This is a genomic window from Glutamicibacter sp. NPDC090743, from assembly GCF_044769125.1.
Taxonomy (GTDB): Bacteria; Actinomycetota; Actinomycetes; order Actinomycetales; family Micrococcaceae; genus Glutamicibacter.
The window spans coordinates 328,072-341,952 of sequence record NZ_JBIVXE010000006.1 but is presented as its reverse complement, the minus strand read 5'-3'; the positions used below and the strand labels follow the sequence as shown (position 1 = coordinate 341,952).

Here is a 13,881-nt window from a genome sequence, read left to right as displayed (position 1 = left end):
GATGACTTTCAACACACAATAAAACAATATTTGAACTGATGATTTCAATGCTGTTCGCGTTCACTATGCGGTTACGAGACAACAACCTCTAGCCAGCAAATACGGATACAAGACTTTGTAGCACCGGAAAACATTGACCAGGAAACGTTTTGGTTTGTGTGCTTCGTGATTGTTACGGCGGTCATAGCGTGGGGGAAACGCCCGGTCCCATACCGAACCCGGAAGCTAAGGCCCACTGCGCCGATGGTACTGCACTCGTGAGGGTGTGGGAGAGTAGGTCACCGCCGGACTTAACTTGAGTAGATGGTTTGAGGCCCTGGTACCGTTTGGTGCCGGGGCCTCACCTGTTTAACCCGTGCAGGGGCCAGGCATGAAAGCCTGGCCCCTGCACTTGTTTAAGCACTGTTCCTGTTGGCTTGCGGCCTGCCTATTATCGAAGCATCGCAATCGCTTTGAACCGCTTCAAGCCGTCCAAGGAGTGAGAAGACTAGTGGGCTGCTTCTTCGGCTTCAATTATTGACGCGAGTGCCAGGTCTTCGATGGTGAGCATCACGGTGCTATCCGACCGGTCAAATAGCTGCAGGGTGATGCTCCGGCCATTACAGCGCCACATGCCCACCGGCTGATCTTCGTCGTCCCAAGGGCGCTCAGGAGCGCCATACAGTTGGGAAAGCTGCGCCTGCAGGGCTTCGTAGCCATACTGGGCCACCGGGTCCTGGGCGTTCAGCGATCCGTAGAGGTGGGTGCAGACGCTGAGGAATTGCTGACGGTAAGTATCCCAAAAACTCACCATTTTTCCTGGCAGGCCGAGGTCTAGGCTCATCATTTGATGTGGTGAATCGTGGTCTTCGGCATCAACGTTGTTTCCGGAAACGAATCCAAGGGCACCGAACAGGACTTCACGCTCGACTTCGGTCTTTGGCCAGGGGCCTTGGACCAGGCCCTGGACAATGGGCATGAGGTCGCGGGGACCAGGGGACAAACTTGGGGATGAGTCTGGTGGCGGCATACTGCGAGCCTACCTTTGACGCTTAGTCTCCCGGAAGATGAGCGTGAAATTGTATTTCGCTTACAGGTTCTGCATCCAACGCAGATGCTGGGCGGACATCGCCGATGCGAACGGGCCTGTCTTTGCTTTCGCACCGGTTGCCTGATGATGCATCGTCGCTGCTTGACGTGGCTGGCCGGCAACCCTACAGTCAAGGCACCGGGGACCTGGTGGTGAGGCTATAGCTACAGGAGCTTGCGATGGGACAATTGACATTCAGCATCAACGTCACGCTGGATGGCTGTGTAGATCATCGCGAAGGCATCGCCGACGACGAATTGCACGACTACTTCACACGACTGATGAATGCGCACGGAGCGATGCTCTGGGGGCGTGCCACCTACGAGCTGATGGAAGATTACTGGCCGGCCGTCGCTCATGGAGATATCGCAGCGCCACCAGCGCTGCTTCGCTGGGCGCAGCAGCTGGAGGAGAAGCCCAAGTACGTTGTCTCAAGCACCCGCACCGCGTACTCGTGGAAGAATTCGCACTTGCTAAGCGGCGACCTACGCGCCTCGGTGCAGAAGCTGAAGGACCAGTACCCCAATGGAGTGCTGCTCGGTAGCGGCAAATTGGCAACGGTTCTGGACCGGATGGAACTTATCGACGAATACCACTTCCTAGTCCATCCAGTCATCGCCGGGCATGGACCAACCCTGCATGAGGCAGGATTGCAGGATTCCCGTCACCTCCAGTTGATATCAGCGCAGCCACTGGCCAGCGGGGCAATCGCAGCCAGCTATCAGCGTGCAGGCTGATTCCCATGACGATGGCGATTTTGCCTTGGAATTCCGGGGCAGAATCAGGAAAGCGGACACCTTTTCTTGCCGGGTAACTTCGTGTTTTGCACGATGGCAGCAAGTGCTTGCATCCGCAGGCCGAAGCCACGAAAGCAGTCGAAGAAATAAGCGTCTTGGCAGAGGGCAATCTGCGTTGCCAAGGAGCGATGATCGCGTAGCGTAGGAATTATGGATACGCTTTTTTTCGCCCATCGCGGCAGCTCCCATAAATATTCGGAGAACACTCGTGCTGCCTATCTGCAGGCCATCGACGAAGGCGCCGATGGAATCGAATGCGACGTCCATCTGAGCAAAGACGGAATCGTCGTCTGCCACCACGATCCAACAGTCGACCGCACCTCTGATTCAGCCGGTCTGGTTGCCGGATTTACCTTGGCCCAGATGAAAGCCATGGACTTCACTGGAGTCGTTCCGAGCATGGTCCCGGCCGAGTACGGGGCGGAGAATGAACAGCTCCTGAGCCTCGGCGAACTTTTCGAGCTCATTGAAGCACGCGGCAAGCCAATTGGCCTGGCTATCGAAATCAAGCATCCAAGCCCCTATGGCCACCTGCTCGAAAAGGGTGTGCTGCAGGTTCTCGCAGCCCATGGCTTCGACCCGCAGACGGGCACGGCCGGCTCGCAAGGGCAGATCGCGGTGACCCTGATGAGCTTTGAGCCGAATTCCCTGCGCTATCTGGCACGCACCGTCAGCACTTCACTATTGTGCCAACTGATGACCGAGGTCAACCCGGACTATGTCCGGCAGCTCATTGATTCCGGCGACCTGGGGCGAGCAGGTGTCTACGATGTTCTTTACCGCTCCGTGCCTGAAGGAATCGAACTGATCAACGCAGGGGGAGCTGGCATCATTGGATCCGGGGTCGCCTGGACCCGAGCCAATGAGCATCTTGTGCGCCGATGGCTGGAACAAGGGCTGAAGGCGCGCATCTGGACGGTTGACCGTCCCGCGGATGCGCAATTCCTGGTGGACCTGGGTGTCGGGGAATTGACGAGCAACCGCCCGGCAGAACTGCGCAAAGAATTGGAGCTGAGCTAGGCCACATGAACACCGGAGAAATCGCACAGGTCAACCTGTACCTGCAGGACACGTACATTTTTGCTGCGGAGGCCCGAGTCATTGCGACGGGAAGCGGCGAAGACGGGCAGTGGATTGCCCTGAGCCCCAATATCTTCCATCCCCGTGGTGGAGGCCAGCCCGAAGACTCAGGCACCGTGGACGGGCTGCCTGTCTCAGTCCAGCGCGACGCGAATGCACTGGTGGTCTTGTACGGCGCCGGCGCCCGGCAGGTGGGTGATCAGGTCCTAGCTGAGATCGATGGCGAGCTGCGCCTTTCCCATGCCGCATTGCACACCGCAGGGCACGTCCTGGGCTTCGCTGGCGAAGACCGCGGCTGGCAGCACCAGGGCCACTCGCACTTCCCTGGGCAGTCGCGGCTCGACTTCGATCCGGCCAGCCTCGACCTGCCATTGGGTGATGAGAACGAACGGGCCGCCGCCAAGGCCTGGCTCCAAGGACGCGTCGATGAACTCATCGCTGGCGGCGGAGAAATCACAACGGCCACCGATGCTCAGGGCATCCGTACCGTGAGCATCGCCGGGGTGAATGCCGAACCTTGCGGTGGCACCCACGTGAAGCACCTGAACCAGCTGCAGCACGTCGAGATCGGCGACGCAAAGGTCAAGCGCGGTGTCTACAAGGTCAGGTACGATGCACGCCACGTCCGCTAGCTGGTTCACTCCGGCGACCAGGATGGGCCTTTCCATCGCGATCGCCACCGGGCTCTACGGCATTTCCTTCGGGGCCCTGTCCATTGCTGCAGGACTGGATCTGTGGCAAACCGTTGCCTTGAGCGCCTTGATGTTCACCGGCGGATCGCAGTTCGCCTTTATCGGCGTGATCTCAGGCGGAGGTGCTGCCTCGGCAGCGTTCTCCGCCGCTTCGCTGCTGGGAATCCGCAATGCCGTGTACGGGATGCAGATCAAGCAGGCATTGCGGCCTTTGGGACGGCATGTGCCCTGGATGGCCCAGGTGACCATCGATGAATCCACCGCAGTCAGCTTGGGGCAATCGGACCTGGCCGAGAAGCGCCGTGGTTTCTTCACCGCCGGGATGGGCGTCTACGTCCTGTGGAATCTATTCACCCTCGTCGGAGCCTTGCTCGGAGAACGCATGGGGGACCCCGCGGCTTGGGGGCTCGATGGCGCCGCGGTCGCCGCCTTCATCGGTTTGCTCTGGCCGCGCTTGAAGTCAGTTGAACCGGTCATGATCGCGATTGCGGCCGCAATCCTCACCGCGCTGGCTGTGCCGGTCACCGCGCCGGGCTTGCCGATTCTGGTAACCGCGGCCTGCGCTGCGATCTACGCGGTGGCCACCGGCCGCCGGACCCCGGCTGCGACCGAGCACGGCGATCTGGAAAGCATTGAGGAGGACCAGCCTTGAGCGAATTGAGCTGGTGGATTCTGGGAGCCTGCCTGATGGCCTACGCAATCAAGCTCTGCGGCTACTTTGTGCCACGCAAGGTTCTGGACTCGCCGACCATGTCCCATGTCGCGGCCACGCTGACCATTGCGTTGCTCGCCTCGTTGGTGACGGTCAACGCCTTCACCTCCGGGCAGGAACTGGTGATTGGCGCCCGTATCGGTGCGCTCGCGGCGGCGATTATCGCACTGGCTTTCAAGGCACCCTATCTTGTCGTCGTTGTCGTCGGTGCTCTGGCGGCCATCGTCTTGAGGGCGAGCGGACTAGCTGCCTAGATATTGCCTGCAAGGCGGATGACAAGCACAAGGCGTAGTGGGACAGTGGAAGCATGATTGTAGCTTTCTCCGTAGCCCCAAGTAACGACAACCCCAACGGTTCGGTCCACGATGCAGTGGCCGAAGCGGTGAAAATCGTCCGCGATTCTGGCCTCCCCAATCGCACCAGCTCCATGTTCACCGAGATCGAAGGTGAATGGGACGAAGTCATGGAGGTAGTCAAGCAAGCCACCATGGCCGTTGGCCGATTCGGTTCGCGCGTATCGCTGGTGTTGAAAGCCGATATTCGGCCCGGTTACGAAGGTGAGCTCGATGGCAAAATCCAACGCCTGGAGAAGGCTATTGAGGATAGTGAGGAGAACATGTCGTCATGATCCACCATTCTGCAGAGCACCATGCCGCAGCCGTCGATGAATATTTGGAACAGGCGCTGGGGTTGCGCGTTGATGCCTTGGAGGCAGGCCGGGAGCATTCCCATAGTGCCGGGCTTCCACGGATTGAAGTCAGTCCTGCCCAGGGAAAGTTCCTCCAGCTGCTCACCGAGATCACAGGTGCCCGGAGGGTCCTCGAGATCGGAACCCTCGGAGGCTACTCCACCAGCTGGCTCGCCCGGGGCGTCGGTGCAGCTGGTACCGTCATCAGCTGCGAATTTGAACCCCTGCATGCCTCGATTGCGCGTGAGAACTTGCAGCGGGCAGGGCTTTCAGAACGTGTTGAAATCCGGTTGGGGGCCGCTCAGGGTTCCATGGATTCGCTGATTTTCAAACGCGTTGCACCATTTGACCTGATCTTCATAGATGCCGATAAGCGCAACAACGTGCCCTACCTGGAACGCGCACTGGAGCTGGCGCATTCAGGCACCGTGCTGGTGCTCGACAACGTGGTGCGCAGCGGCGCGGTCTTGGATGACCCATCCCGGCATGGGACGCAAGAAGCCGATGTTCGCGGAATCCAGGACTCTTTGCGGTGGTTGCGCGATGACCCGCGCGTATCAGCCACGGCGCTGCAGACTATAGGCGTCAAGGGGTGGGACGGGTTCGCGCTAGCGCGAGTCCTCTAGCGCGTTGGATAGCGCTCGGGGCGCTCGAATTCGAGTTCCCCGGCTTCATCGTGCTTGAACGGCGGCGACTTCAGGATCAAGAAGTACACGCCCAATCCGCAGAGAAGACCCATCGGCGGGCCGACCCACAGGGCATAACCGGTATTGCGCACCAGCCCCGCAACTACCGGGCCAACCAGCATGGGAACGATGTAGTAGTAGTGGTCCGGTTCGGCCGGGCCCCAGAAGCGTTCGAACCTGGCCAGAATGCTGAAGCCGGCGGCTAGGAGAACGCAACCGAGCAAAATCACCCAGAAGGTCGAGGAAAGGCTGATGGTCAGGGTCAGGGAACCGACAAGGCCACCAGTCAAGGCAGCGTATTTTGTATTCCGGTTCAAGTCCGACCCCCCTTTGAGCCAAAAAGTTTACGACTACGTGAATATTTTTTCAAGCATTTGGACAGTCCGCAATACTACTTTAGTAGGAGGGGGCCTTGGTGCGTTGGAAGAAAATAGCGAAGTCACTGCCGTAGGCTAGAGAAGTGCCGCAAATGAACGACTACCGAATCCGACTGGCTACTGAACAAGACGTCCGCCCAGCGCTGCAAATGAAATTGCAAGCCTGGCGAGAAGCGTACGCCACACTTCGCGATGAGTCCTTTTTCGCCCACCATGAAGGCCAACTTGATGGCCAGACAGCCTGGTGGGAACGCGGGCTGGCATCCGGAGCGCAGTTCTTCATCGCGGAAGACCGCGATGGCCGCATCATCGGGCTAGCCGGTGGAACTCCGGTCATCGAAGAAGACCAGGATGCCGGAGTAGACGTCGAATTGGGCATGCTCTATGTCCTGGAAGAGTACTACGGTACCGGACTGGGCCAGCACCTCTTCGATGTTGTCCTTGGACAGCACGACGCCCTGGTCTGGGTCCTGCAAGGCAACGAGAGGGCCCTGGCCTTCTTCGCGAAGCAGGGATTCACGCCTGATGGAACCAGTGAAGCCCTGACTGGCAGCTGGGATGGCTTAATCGAACAACGAATGGTGCGCGCGCGTGGCTAGGGATGCCAAGGAATCAATGCTCGGAGAGTATCCGATCGACACCGGAACGGCGATCATTGAAGCTGATCCCTACGGCGCCAGCCGCTATATCCTGAAGGTCAACGGCGTGCCCTCCTCCCATGTGGACCTGGAGGACCCGGCCTACCTCGATTTCGAGTACATGCGCTGGATGGAACCGGTCTTCGCCATCGGTTTCCCGGCCGGGCAATACGACGGGCGCGCCCGCAAGCTGCGCGTGCTCCACCTTGGCGGAGGTGGCTGCTCCATGGCCCGCTGGGTCGCGGCCAGCTATGAAAACGCCCGGCAGGTCGTGGTGGAACTGGATGCCAAGCTGGCCGAGCTGGTGCGCGTCCACTTCGAGGTTCCGCGCGCTCCGCTGGTACGCCTGCGCGTGGGAGACGCAGCCCAGGTGCTGCCCACCTTGAGCGATGCGAGCCGCGATGTGATCATCCGCGATGTCTTCGCCGGGAGCACCACCCCGCGCGTGCTGACCACGGCGGACTACGCCCGCGAAGCCCAGCGCGTGCTGGATGCCGGGGGCGTCTACATCATGAATTGCGGCGATACCGCGGACCTGTCCGGCGCCAAGGCGGAAGCCGCGACGCTGCTGGAGGTCTTCGAGCATGTGGCCATGATCGCCGACCCGCCGATGCTCAAGGGCCGGCGCTACGGGAACATCGTGTTCCTGGCCAGCGACGAACCGCTCAAGCTCGGCCCTGCATTCGAACGCAGCCTGCGCACTGCGCCGTTGCCGGCGCAGCTGGTTTCAGGGGCGGCAGTGCAGCGCTTCGCCACCGGGGCCGTGCCGATTACCGGCTAGCTCCCGGGGCCCATCCGGTATCCGCTCCCGTCTGCTGCGCGCTGCAGCAGGCCGTGGTCAACCATGTAGCGGCGCAGCAGCGCGACGTCCGGGTGGAATACCCGCAGCCGTTCATTGAGCTGCTCTTCGCGCAGTTCGTCCCCGGCTCCTATCACCGCATTGCGCAGGTAGACCAGCACTTCATGGCGGTCCGCTGGTTTCGCCGGGAGGCTATGCAGCTTGTGTTCGTCGAAGAAGCGGCGGATCCCGACGCGGTCGGCCTTCGCGGCCGAGGCCGAAGCCAAGGTCTTCTCCAGCAGTTCGTCGTTCAGCGCCCAGTCGGACCCCTCTTGGCGCAGAAGCCCGATGCTGGCCCAGCGCTCCAAGTCCTTGCGTTCGGACTTATTGGCCTGCTCGGGTACCCCGTGCCCGCTCAATACGGCCCCGAGAAGCCGGCGCATCGAGGGGTTCTTCAAGCCTGCGGCCACCTGGATCCACTGCCCAGCGGTGTTCTGCTGATCGCTCATAGAGCCCATCCTAGCCAGTGCCCGCCGGACGGAGGCAAAAAACGCCCCGCCATCGCCGGAGCAATGACGGGGCGCCTGGAGGGCTTCGGGGCTATTTGACCCCGGCCCACATCTCAATCAGTCCGATGCCGAAGAACAGCACGAAAGCCGCGGAAACAACCCACATCAGCGGGTGGATTTCCTTGGCGCGGCCCTGCGTGGCGCGGATGAAGACGTAGGAGATGAAGCCGGCACCGATGCCATTGGCGATCGAGTAGGTGAACGGCATCAGGGTGAAGGTCAGGAAGGCCGGCAGCGCGATGCCCCAGTCGTTCCAATCGATCTTGGAGACCTGGGTGATCATCATGAAACCGACCACGACCAGTGCCGGCGCCACGGCTTCGAAAGGCACCAGGTAGATCAGCGGGCTCAGGAACATCGCGACGATCATCAGCAGGCCGGTGACTACCGAGGCCAGGCCGGTACGGGCGCCCTCGCCGATGCCGGCGCCGGACTCCACGAAGATCTGCGCCGAGGAGCTGGAGGTGCCGCCGCCGACGATCGCGCCGGCCGCATCCACCAGCAGGACCTTGTCCACGTTGGGGATCTGCCCGTTCTCGTCCATGGAACCAGCTTCCGAAGCCAAGCCCACCATGGTGCCCATGGCATCGAAGAAGATCGAGAGCAGGATGACGAAGGCCAGCAGCGAAGCGGCAGTGGCGCCGATCTTGCTGAAGGCGCCGAACACGCTGACCTGGCCGATCAGCGACAGGTCCGGAAGGGTCCACTCCGGCAGCGACGGAACCACCAGCGACCAGGTATTGGTCTCCATCGCGCCGATGTGGAAGACGGCTTCGAGGATGTTGGCAAGGATCGCAGAAACGACGATGCCGATCAGGATCGCGCCCTTGACCTTGCGCACCACCAGGGCCATGGTCAGCAGCAGGCCGACAACGAAGACCAGGATCGGCCAGCCCATCAGCTCTCCGTCGAAGCCCAGGCCCACCGGAACGGTGGTGTTCGCGGCATCCGGGAGGCGCTGGACGAAGCCGGCGTTGACCAGGCCGATCAGTGCGATGAACATGCCGATGCCCACCACGATGGCGGTTTTCAATCCGGCTGGAACCGCATTGAACACCGCGGTCCGGAACCCTGTGAGCACCAGGCCGAACATGACCACACCCGCAATGAGCACCAGGCCCATGACATCAGCCCAGGTCAGTTCCGGGTTGGTTGCCACGGTGATAGCGACGAAGGCGTTGACGCCCAAGCCGGTAGCCATGGCGAATGGGTGGCGGGCCCAGATGCCCATCAGGATGGTCAGGATGCCGGCGACAAATGCGGTCACCGCGGCAACGCGCTGGATGCCCAACTCGCCGCCCGAGGAATCGGCACCGGAAAGAACCAGCGGGTTGAGGACGACGATGTAGCTCATCGCGAAGAAGGTGGCGATGCCGCCGCGAACTTCGGTGGAGAACGTTGAACGCCGTTCCGAAATCTTGAAGTATCGGTCGATGCGCGCGGCCATAGCATTCCCGGACGCGGTTTGTGTGGAGGAGGACATGGAAAAATTCTATGACGTTTCGGGCGCTGATTCATATCGATCCGAGTGTCCAGTAGGCTGTACGCGAAAACTTTAGACCCAACTCACACCTAGAACTGCGGAAGCAAGTACATTGGTGGTAAGGGAAATCACATCCCGTTATATCTGAGGTAGTTGAGGAGCGAGTCTGATGAGTGACGAAGCACCAGTCGCAGCAGAGAAGATTGAAGGAATTGTCGTTGGCGTGGACGGATCCCAGCAGAGCAGATGCGCTTTGCGCTGGGCCGAACGCGAAGCGGTACGCCGCGGCAGCGTGTTGAATATCGTGTCCGCCTACACCATCCCGGTGTTCGCCGCGTCCTCCATGGACGCAGGCTACTCGACTCTGGATGACGACCTGATCCGCGGGGGAGCCGAGGACATTGTGCGCCAGGCGCGCGCAGAGCTTGAAGGCAGCACGGCGGCCATCCGCACCTATATCGAATCCGGCGACCCGTCCGGCGTGCTGCTGGACCTGAGCCAGGACGCCGAATTGGTAGTGGTCGGAACCCGTGGCCGCGGCGGCTTCGTTGGCCGCCTGCTCGGCTCGGTGTCCTCGGCACTGCCCGCGCACTCCAAGTGCCCGACCGTCGTGGTTCCGCTGGCCATGGCCAAGGAGCAGGAAGAGGCCGGTGCCGCCGCGGCGTCGAACCGCAACTGCATCGTGGTCGGCGTTGACGGTTCAGACCGCGCGCGTTCAGCGGTGCTGGCGGCCGCGGACGCGGCCATCGCCAGCGACCTGACGCTGCGCCTGATCTGCGCGGTGCCGCCGGTGGGGGCGGCGCTGGCATGGATGCCGGCGACCGTTGACCAGGAAGCCGTGCTGGAAGATGTGCGCTACCAGATGAGTGTGGGCTCCAAATGGCTGAAGTCGCACTATCCGTCGCTGAAGATGGAAACCGATGTGGTCTCCGGGCCTCCCGTCGAGGTGCTGATCCGCGAATCCGAGCATGCGGTACTGACCGTCACCGGCTCGCGGGGCCGCGGCGGCTTTACCGGGATGCTGCTTGGCTCAACCTCGCAGGGCGTCTTGCACCACTCCAAGGGCCCGGTGATGGTCGTGCCGGACTCGGATGACCCTCGCCTGGAGAACCGCAAGGACTTCGATACGCGGGCGCAGGAGCAGTGACCGCACGCCTGTAGCCAGAATGCAGGAAGGCCGCACACCCAAAAGGGTGTGCGGCCTTCGTGCTCGAGGGGTGGCGCTTAGTAGCGGGCTGCCTTCGGGTAGAGGTTGTTGACGTAGCTCAGTGGAGTCACCGAGATGCCGGCGTTCGGGTTGCGAGCGTGGACGACCTGGCCGTTGCCGATGTAGATAGCTACGTGGTAGAACGAGGAACCGCCGTTGGAAGACGAGAACACCAGGTCACCTGGGCGCAGGTTGCTCAGCGACACGTACTGCGGGGCGCTAGCGAACTGCTGGGACGAAGTACGTGGCAGGCTGATGCCGGATTTGCCGAAAGCTCGCTGCGAGAAGCTCGAGCAGTCGAAAGCATCGGGACCGTTGGCACCGTAAACGTAGTACTTGCTGGGATCATCCGCGGTCTTCAAGGCCCAGGAAAACGCTGCTGAGTAGTTGCTGCCGGACTGCGGCGCGACTTCAGGCTTCGGCTCCGGCTTAGGTTCCGGCTTTGGCTCAGGCTTAGGCGCTGGCTTCGGGGTGACCTTCGGCTTGGGCTCCGGCTTTGGCTCAGGCTTGGGTGCCGGCTTCGGGGTAGCCTTCGGCTTCGGCTCGGCCTTTTTGGTGGGTTCCGGCTTCGGTTCGGCCTTCTTGGTTGGCTTTGGCTCGGCCTTTTTGGTCGGTTCCGGCTTCGGCTCGGCCTTTTTGGTCGGTTCCGGCTTCGGCTCGGCCTTTTTGGTCGGTTCCGGCTTTGGCTCGGCCTTTTTAGTTGGCTCCGGCTTCGGCGCTACGGGAGGCTCGACAGCTTCCGGTTCCTCTTCAACCTTCTCAGGCTCCGACTCGACCGTTTCCTCTTCAGGTTCGGCCTGCTCCAGCTCACGTGGCTTTTCAACCGAGAGCGGCTGAACGGAGTCTTGCTTCGTTTCGGGAACCTTGGCGGTTTCCTCTTCGGCGATGGCGTCCGCGAGAGCTTTTTCCTGCTCCTGCGTTTCGCGCTCTTCAACCGCCTGGCGAACCTCGGCCTCTTCCTTCTGCTTCAAGGTAGCGAGGTGGCCGATCAAGTCATCGCGCAGCTGCTTCTCAGGTGCGATAGCTGCTTCGTAGGTGGACAGGGTGCTGTTCGCGGTCGCTGCGGCTGCGTCATAGTTGGCTGCAGCTTCTTCGGCGGCGTTCTGTGCCGCATCAGCATATTCCTGCCAAGCCGAAACGAGGCCTTCGGCCTCGGTGGCGGTGTTGACGGACTGGACCTTCTGTTCGCTCAACGCGTCGATGGTAGCGGCCTTGTAGAACAGGTCGCCTTCCTGGTTGTCATCAAGGAGCAGGCTCAGGGTCGAGGTGCCTGCGCCATTGCGGTAGATATCCGAAGCGATAGCACCCAGATCGTTGCGGCTCTGCTCCAGGTAAGTCTTTGCGTACTCGAGCTGTTCTACAGCCTTCTCGGCCGCAGCGGTGCGCAGATCGCGCTCTTCGCCGGCGGTGAGCAGGGATTCCTGAGCCTGAGCGGCCTCAGTTTCAACGCGCTTCAGTTCGGCGCGGCTGGAAGCCAGGGAAGCTTCGATGCGCGCGATCATCGCGTTCGTCGAAGCCTTATCCTTCTTTGCGTCCTGGACCTCTGCGTCCGAAGGTAGCGCGGAAGCGCTAGGTGCGGCAGCGATGGCCACAGACTGAGGAAGCAGAGCTGAAGTAGATGCGGAAGCGGGCAAAGCGCCTGCAATGCAGGACACCGCTAGGGCTAGGGTGCTTGCAGCAACACCGAGCGTGTGGCGAGTAGCCATATCGTTCCTCACTAAGTACTTGGATGACGCGGAGTGCGTGAGTCGTGACCTTCACCGATGAGTAGGTCACGATTCGGATAAGACTCCAAATAGCACATTAGGCCAATTAAGACACGCTTGGCAACACTGTTCACATCAGTCACATGAATCCCATTCGTGTAATTCGCCTGGGTATTCGGCGGTGATCTGCGAAGATAGTGGCATTTGGGATCTGTGTGGCTGATCAAGAGTGGCTGGGAAATTACTCAGACATATATCTCGCCTCGTTACCAAGGTATCGATTGTCATGAAGCTTGGGTAACGTGCCGGAGGGGAATGTGCGGCTGCAAAAAGGTTTGCCTTTAAAAGGGAAAGGTACTCCGGGAGGGCGCAAAGCTCTGCTTCGCTGGGTCTGCCTCGGAGGCGCCGGCTCCAATGGCGAAATCCTTTTGAGGGGGTGCGGTGCCGTGCTCCCAATCGGGATCACCTCGCTGCCCTTGGTGGCGGAGGGGCCCAGAGTCGCTGGGTGGACAAGGGCAAGGGGCATGCCAGGTTCCTCCGGCTGGCTGCACCTGATCACGCCCGGATAAAGCAGCCGCCAGCGGGGCAACGGGAAACCGACCGGCGCGCGAATCGTTGAGAGCCGGCTTTTGGGCGGCTTGCCCGCCGGTCGACTGGACCCGGATGGCGATTCCAAGCGCCATGCCTGTGCTTTGGGTCTCTTTCGACCTCGACTCGACCACTGCATTCGAGTATTTTTGTGAGGCAGATCTCAAAAGAAGATTCTGCGGATTTGGGGCTATGACCACCCTAAATCGTGCAATTTCGCGTCGTCGATTCCGAAGTGATGGGCCACTTCGTGCATCACTGTAATCCCAATTTCCCGCACTACATCTTCACGTGTTTCGCAGGCTCGAAGCGTCGGATTCTTGAAGATCGTTATGCGGTCGGGAAGTGCGCCCGTGCCCCAGTCCAGGTCCCGTTCCGTGAGTGCAATGCCCTCGTATAACCCCAGAATTTCAGGGTTTTCTGATTCTCCTGGAAGCGGCTCATACTCGTCTTCGATGAAGAAAATGACGTTGTCCATCATGGCGAATGCAGCCTCCGGAATGGCGTCGATGGCCTGCTCGACCAGGGTCTGGAATTCGTCGTCATCCATCTCAAAAAGCATGCTTCCAGACTAGGCCCGCGCACCCGATTTGGCATGGGTGAAACTCGTCCAGGTGCCGATTTTGCAAAAGCAAAAAACACTGCGTATAGTTATTGGAGTCCGCTACGGAGAAGCAAGAAACCGAAGCGAACAACTTAGGCCCCCATCGTCTAGCGGCCTAGGACACTGCCCTTTCACGGCAGCGGCACGGGTTCGAATCCCGTTGGGGGTACAAACAACCATTATGTGGTTGTCAGATGGAGAAATCCA

At 60.7% G+C, this 13,881-nt stretch carries 16 protein-coding genes, 1 tRNA gene and 1 rRNA gene; 12 read left to right on the top strand and 6 right to left on the bottom strand.

Annotated elements, in window-relative coordinates; genetic code table 11:
* Positions 1-173 precede the first annotated feature (173 nt).
* A 5S ribosomal RNA gene (rrf, locus tag ACIQTS_RS14665) occupies positions 174-290 on the top strand.
* A 197-nt stretch (positions 291-487) separates the two neighbouring features.
* On the opposite strand, the gene ACIQTS_RS14660 is transcribed toward rrf, so the two are convergent.
* Positions 488-1,009, bottom strand: a complete 522-nt coding sequence (locus ACIQTS_RS14660; RefSeq protein WP_402473752.1) for a hypothetical protein — start codon at positions 1,007-1,009, stop codon at positions 488-490.
* Between the two features lie 239 nt (positions 1,010-1,248).
* Between ACIQTS_RS14660 and ACIQTS_RS14655 the strand changes: the two genes are divergently transcribed.
* The 7 genes from ACIQTS_RS14655 to ACIQTS_RS14625 all read left to right on the top strand — a co-directional run bounded on the left by ACIQTS_RS14655 (position 1,249) and on the right by ACIQTS_RS14625 (position 5,664).
* Positions 1,249-1,806, top strand: coding sequence for a dihydrofolate reductase family protein (locus ACIQTS_RS14655; protein WP_402473751.1), 558 nt, complete (start codon positions 1,249-1,251; stop codon positions 1,804-1,806).
* A gap of 210 nt (positions 1,807-2,016) precedes the next feature.
* A complete protein-coding gene (locus tag ACIQTS_RS14650) occupies positions 2,017-2,886 on the top strand; it encodes a glycerophosphodiester phosphodiesterase family protein (protein ID WP_105657872.1) in 870 nt (289 codons plus the stop codon).
* Positions 2,887-2,891: 5 nt separating this feature from the next.
* A complete protein-coding gene (locus tag ACIQTS_RS14645; RefSeq protein ID WP_105662673.1) occupies positions 2,892-3,578 on the top strand; it encodes a hypothetical protein in 687 nt (228 codons plus the stop codon).
* On the top strand, positions 3,559-4,290 hold the full coding sequence (locus ACIQTS_RS14640) for an AzlC family ABC transporter permease (protein WP_400291003.1): 732 nt from the start codon (positions 3,559-3,561) through the stop codon (positions 4,288-4,290). Before ACIQTS_RS14645 ends, ACIQTS_RS14640 begins: the two co-directional genes overlap by 20 nt.
* Positions 4,287-4,604 (top strand): AzlD domain-containing protein, encoded by a 318-nt coding sequence (locus tag ACIQTS_RS14635; protein WP_402473750.1) that lies wholly within the window; start codon positions 4,287-4,289, stop codon positions 4,602-4,604. Before ACIQTS_RS14640 ends, ACIQTS_RS14635 begins: the two co-directional genes overlap by 4 nt.
* Before the next feature lie 53 nt (positions 4,605-4,657).
* Positions 4,658-4,978 carry an MTH1187 family thiamine-binding protein gene (locus ACIQTS_RS14630; protein WP_400291005.1) on the top strand — a complete coding sequence of 107 codons (321 nt, stop codon included), beginning with the start codon at positions 4,658-4,660 and terminating at the stop codon, positions 4,976-4,978.
* The gene (locus ACIQTS_RS14625) at positions 4,975-5,664 is read left to right on the top strand and encodes an O-methyltransferase (RefSeq protein WP_402473749.1); all 690 of its coding nucleotides are present in this window, start codon (positions 4,975-4,977) and stop codon (positions 5,662-5,664) included. Before ACIQTS_RS14630 ends, ACIQTS_RS14625 begins: the two co-directional genes overlap by 4 nt.
* Here the strand turns inward: ACIQTS_RS14625 and ACIQTS_RS14620 are convergent.
* The gene (locus ACIQTS_RS14620) at positions 5,661-6,041 is read right to left on the bottom strand and encodes a hypothetical protein (protein ID WP_400291007.1); all 381 of its coding nucleotides are present in this window, start codon (positions 6,039-6,041) and stop codon (positions 5,661-5,663) included. The two genes, ACIQTS_RS14625 and ACIQTS_RS14620, sit on opposite strands and share 4 nt — an antisense overlap.
* A gap of 152 nt (positions 6,042-6,193) precedes the next feature.
* Between ACIQTS_RS14620 and ACIQTS_RS14615 the strand changes: the two genes are divergently transcribed.
* Positions 6,194-6,700, top strand: a complete 507-nt coding sequence (locus ACIQTS_RS14615) for a GNAT family N-acetyltransferase (RefSeq protein ID WP_286172335.1) — start codon at positions 6,194-6,196, stop codon at positions 6,698-6,700.
* Positions 6,693-7,520, top strand: coding sequence for a spermidine synthase (locus tag ACIQTS_RS14610; protein WP_286134238.1), 828 nt, complete (start codon positions 6,693-6,695; stop codon positions 7,518-7,520). The genes ACIQTS_RS14615 and ACIQTS_RS14610 overlap by 8 nt, the downstream gene beginning before the upstream one ends.
* Here the strand turns inward: ACIQTS_RS14610 and ACIQTS_RS14605 are convergent.
* On the bottom strand, positions 7,517-8,026 hold the full coding sequence (locus ACIQTS_RS14605; protein ID WP_402473748.1) for a DUF2087 domain-containing protein: 510 nt from the start codon (positions 8,024-8,026) through the stop codon (positions 7,517-7,519). The genes ACIQTS_RS14610 and ACIQTS_RS14605 overlap by 4 nt on opposite strands.
* A 91-nt stretch (positions 8,027-8,117) precedes the next feature.
* Positions 8,118-9,569 (bottom strand): NCS2 family permease, encoded by a 1,452-nt coding sequence (locus ACIQTS_RS14600; protein WP_181148871.1) that lies wholly within the window; start codon positions 9,567-9,569, stop codon positions 8,118-8,120.
* A gap of 169 nt (positions 9,570-9,738) precedes the next feature.
* On the opposite strand from ACIQTS_RS14600, the gene ACIQTS_RS14595 reads away from it, so the two are divergent.
* Positions 9,739-10,716, top strand: a complete 978-nt coding sequence (locus ACIQTS_RS14595) for a universal stress protein (protein WP_105657882.1) — start codon at positions 9,739-9,741, stop codon at positions 10,714-10,716.
* Between the two features lie 77 nt (positions 10,717-10,793).
* Here the strand turns inward: ACIQTS_RS14595 and ACIQTS_RS14590 are convergent, their stop codons facing one another.
* Together ACIQTS_RS14590 and ACIQTS_RS14585 are read right to left on the bottom strand one after the other, a co-directional pair.
* Entirely contained in the window at positions 10,794-12,482 is a 1,689-nt protein-coding gene (locus ACIQTS_RS14590) for an NlpC/P60 family protein (protein WP_402473747.1), read from the bottom strand.
* A 778-nt stretch (positions 12,483-13,260) separates the two neighbouring features.
* Complete coding sequence (locus tag ACIQTS_RS14585; protein ID WP_105662666.1) at positions 13,261-13,632, bottom strand: metallopeptidase family protein; 372 nt, start codon at positions 13,630-13,632, stop codon at positions 13,261-13,263.
* Positions 13,633-13,770: 138 nt separating this feature from the next.
* Here ACIQTS_RS14585 and ACIQTS_RS14580 point away from each other — a divergent pair.
* Positions 13,771-13,843 (top strand) — tRNA-Glu (locus ACIQTS_RS14580).
* Positions 13,844-13,881 lie beyond the last annotated feature (38 nt).